4 protein-coding genes are annotated in these 4,191 nt (G+C 38.8%); all 4 read left to right on the top strand.

Annotated elements, in window-relative coordinates; all coding sequences use genetic code 11:
- The coding region (locus tag DOT_RS18760; RefSeq protein WP_348982161.1) for an undecaprenyl-diphosphatase at positions 1-609 on the top strand (609 nt) is incomplete at its 5' end.
- An 80-nt stretch (positions 610-689) separates the two neighbouring features.
- Positions 690-1,919, top strand: coding sequence for an MFS transporter (locus DOT_RS18755; RefSeq protein WP_009622137.1), 1,230 nt, complete (start codon positions 690-692; stop codon positions 1,917-1,919).
- A gap of 33 nt (positions 1,920-1,952) precedes the next feature.
- Positions 1,953-2,168 carry a hypothetical protein gene (locus DOT_RS18750; RefSeq protein WP_040412841.1) on the top strand — a complete coding sequence of 72 codons (216 nt, stop codon included), beginning with the start codon at positions 1,953-1,955 and terminating at the stop codon, positions 2,166-2,168.
- 906 nt (positions 2,169-3,074) lie between these two features.
- Complete coding sequence (locus DOT_RS18745) at positions 3,075-3,254, top strand: hypothetical protein (RefSeq protein ID WP_009622135.1); 180 nt, start codon at positions 3,075-3,077, stop codon at positions 3,252-3,254.
- Positions 3,255-4,191: the final 937 nt, after the last annotated feature.

The following is a 4,191-nucleotide window of genomic DNA, read 5'->3' as shown; positions in this document are numbered from 1 at the left end:
GGGAGGATAAATATGGACTCGTTTGATCTATTCGGTTATCATTTGCTTAATCAGTTTGCGGGACATCTCCACAGTCTTGACCTCATTATGTCATTCTTCGCCCAATATGCCCTGGAACTGTATGCATCTTTATTTGTAATTACCTGGTTCACCCTACCCAAACCATATACAGATCGCCGTCATACCCTAGTCATTATGGGGTTATCTGGTATTTTGGCACTAATCATCAATCTCGTTATTTCTAATATTTGGTTTCGACCACGCCCTTTTGTAACACTTCCCAAAAGCACATTTACACAGCTTATCCCCCATTCGGTAGATGCGTCATTTCCCAGTGACCACACTTCAGGCAGTTTCGGTTTTGCCGCTGGGTCTTGGAATAAAGCCTCTTTTTGGGTGAGATGGAGTTTTACACTTCTAGCCATCCTCGTGGCAATTGCCCGTGTTTACACAGGTGTGCATTGGCCAACAGATGTGCTCGCAAGTGTTATAATAGGTGTTGTAAGTGCTAAAGTTACATGGCTAATTAACCCGATATTTAGACCTTTAACTAATCTGGCGGATATGATATTCCATTATGGGAAATACGCTAAAGAGAATTCAAATTAAGCATTTAATAACGCTATCATGCACCAGAATCAGCTGAAGTGACCAGATCAAATCAATTATAGGATTATGGAGTATTCGCCATGGAGGATAAAAAACTTAAAACGATAATTAGTGAAGATAGCAGGAAAGAAAAAAGAATTCTGGGACTTGAACGGAATATTTTCTTTGTTGGAGCTACCAGCTTTTTAACGGATACTGCAACAAAAATGATCTATGCAATCATGCCGTTGTTTTTAATGACCTTAGGAGCAACGAAGGCAGAACTTTCATTAATAGAAGGAATAGCAGAAAGTACTGCCTCCGTTCTTAAAGCATTATCTGGCTGGTGGAGTGACAAAATTGGAAAGAACAAGCCTTTTATGATCATAGGCTATGCGTTTACAGCGATACTATCGCCATTGTTCTCGATTGTTACTTCTCCGCTGCAGGTTCTTATTATCCGATTTACCGAAAGGGTTGGGAAAGGGATTAGAACTGCCCCGAGGGATAGTTTGATCGCTGGTTCCACTGAGGATAACACGAAGGGGAGGAGTTATGGCTTTCATAAAGCTATGGATAATAGCGGAGCAATACTTGGTCCCCTTTTGGCTTTTGGAATCTTATCGCTTTTTCCAGGTGACTACCGTAAAGTATTCATATATGCCGCAATACCCGGTTTATTAGGGCTTGTTTCAATAATCTACTTTGTGAAAGAAGCAAAAAGAGATAAGGTGGAACACCTAGGTAGGATTACTTTGAAGGACTTTTCTCCGAAATATTATGCTTTTCTAGGAATAATATTTATATTTACCCTTGGCAACTCGACAGATGCTTTACTACTTATTAAAGCTAGTGATATTGGAGTTCGGGATGCTTATATCCCAATAATATATTTAATTTTCAACTCCGTTTCAGTGCTGTTTTCTATTCCTGCAGGTATATTGTCAGACAAAATAGGTCGCGAAAGGCTAATAATATTTGGGTATTTGCTCTATTCTATTATATATTTTGGCTTCGGAAAAACACACAGTCAATCTGTACTTATTTTGCTCTTTGCTTTATATGGTCTCTATAGTGCAGCAACGGATGGCATTCAGAAGGCCTTGGTTTCGGACTTAATTGATAATAATAAACGAGGCACAGGCCTTGGGCTGTACAATTGTCTTGCCGGAATAACATTACTCCCTGCCAGTATTGTTGCAGGACTGATTTATGATCATGTCAATAACCGTGCACCGTTTTATTATGGGTCAATCATGGCTCTAGTTGCTGCTGTACTTATGCTGATATTTTATTGGAAAGGAAATAAGACAGACCAATCGAATTTATGAATCAGCGTACCAACCTCTTTTAGGAAGAAATAATTGGATTGGACGAAGGATCAGTGTTCCCCATTCCAAATCAGCGCTGGGGAACCAAAGACTGTCTCGATACACGAATTTATGAATATTTTTGCTTTGTTTACCTTGGAGAGGGTGAATCCTACGAATGCCGTCCAACTGCATAGAGATTGGACGGCATTTATACTACTGGGTTTTATGGATAACTGGAAGGTCATTGGGTGGGTAGACTTTCAATAAATGGCCATTATTTCTGGCTTCAGACGGTGTTATACTACTTCTTTATGATCAACATCGTTCGAAAGATTTTCTTCAATGTACTTTAACGCTCCATTCATATTCTTAAGCAAATCCATTTATCTGACCTCCTTTATTAATAGCATAGCAGGAATTAAATGTATCCATCCGACATTTCTTGAATAATTTTGTAGGGTCTCCTATCTATACGTTTGCTCTATTTCCTCTACCCTCATCCTGTACGACCTTGTAGCGCTATCTTTAAAAGCCAAACTTCCAATTGGTACAATAAAAGCACAAGCAGACAATCCCCTAATGAGTGAGTTGAATGCTTGTGCTTATTTTCTTCGGCGGAACTTGTCGTTCCGCAAAGGAACCTCCCCCTATAAATTAAACCTAGCTTGTAAATGCTCCTTTTTTCGTAAATTTTCGCTAATAGTTTGTATGCCCTTAACAAGGGCTGAACCGAAGAAACAGTTGTATAACAGTAAAAGGGCACACTTAACCAAAGGTCTATCTCGTTTTCCACATTATGGTTGCACAATGGATCTCTAGATGCCCTTGGGGTTTACCCTCCCATGTCTCACAGGGTCTATCATAAGTAGCCCTTACATTCCTTCGTTCAACCTGTCAAGGGTTAGAGGCCGGGTGATGCTGGAACACAGGGTCTATGCCCGAATGGAACCTTATGTGCCCCGGCTGCTCCGTGCTAGTGTTGTGTTTTGAGTGAAGATCGAAAAACGAGTGTTTTTCTGCGGACCAAACTGTCGCATGGTTAATAAAGATTCTGTCTGTCCTAGCAATGACCGAATATTTAAACATATCACCAAGTGGTTGATAATGATTTTCATTTGCAGTATACTAATGACATAAGGTTTTCGATTTTACACAAGCAAGGAGAGAAAAGATATGAGCATCTATAATTACAAGGCGAATCAAAACAAGTTTAAGCGTGTAGCAGAAAGCATGAGGAATGGCATTTTTAAACATAATGATGTGAGCCAAGCTATAGATCATTTTAACGATGACGTTAACAAAGCCGTCCGTAGTATTATTCTAGAACTAGAAAATGAAAAGAATTTGCGCTAACTTTAAAAGGCGAACTTCCAATTAGTTCAATAAAAGCACAAGCATCCAATCCCCTATGAGTGGGTTGGATGCTTGTGCTTATTTAAAGTGCCCATTAGTCAATCTCTTCTTAAATATATGGCTGCATAATTGTAGGCTAGCATTAGTGCCAGGCAGATCAGGTATAGAGTAATATACTTCATGCTAACTATACGTCCTTTCTTTGATAATTATGGCACACATTTCACAAGGGCTTTGCTCTATATTTCAACCCCAAATTACTGAGTTAAGTACTGAATTGATCTTAAACCCTATTTGTTACTTTTCAATGACCTTTGTATGTAGAATATGTTAAACCTTATAATGGTATCTGACTATAAAACACCAAAAATCCTCCCACCATTTAAGGCAAGAGAACAATAGATAAAAATGGTATAGTAAACAAACAATGCGCCCATCATCCGGCGGATACCAGAAAGACGAGCATTTTTTAATGCTCGTCTTTCTACGTGTTTGTTAAGATACTAGGCAAAGGCCGACTACTGGGATTTACACCTTTGGGAGATGGACATCTTTCCGAAATCCGCGCCCGGCCATATTGGACTGTCCAACCATTAAAAAAGAATGTATCATAAGTATTTAATTCCCCTTTATTTTACCTCTATTCTTTGCTGCATATTATCTACAAAAATCAATATTCTACCACTCAAAGTCTACTACTGGAATTTATTATACATCATTTATAACGTCGGAGCCAAAATCCCGCTTGAATCGCAAACGGGATAGCTTTAATAATAGTCTTAAAACAATCAATATTGTTGAAAAGCAGGAAATTCAGAATTATTAGCGAACTTTCTATTTATTGAAAAGAAGCAGGAAATGAATGTCGCAAAATGGGGTTAAGGAAAAGAAATGTAATCCTACGGCAGCGAGCGAAGGTTCCATTACATATTCACCT

Origin of the sequence: Desulfosporosinus sp. OT (assembly GCF_000224515.1) — a bacterium.
Taxonomy (GTDB): domain Bacteria; phylum Bacillota; class Desulfitobacteriia; order Desulfitobacteriales; family Desulfitobacteriaceae; genus Desulfosporosinus.
This window is presented reverse-complemented; position numbering and strand designations above follow the sequence as displayed.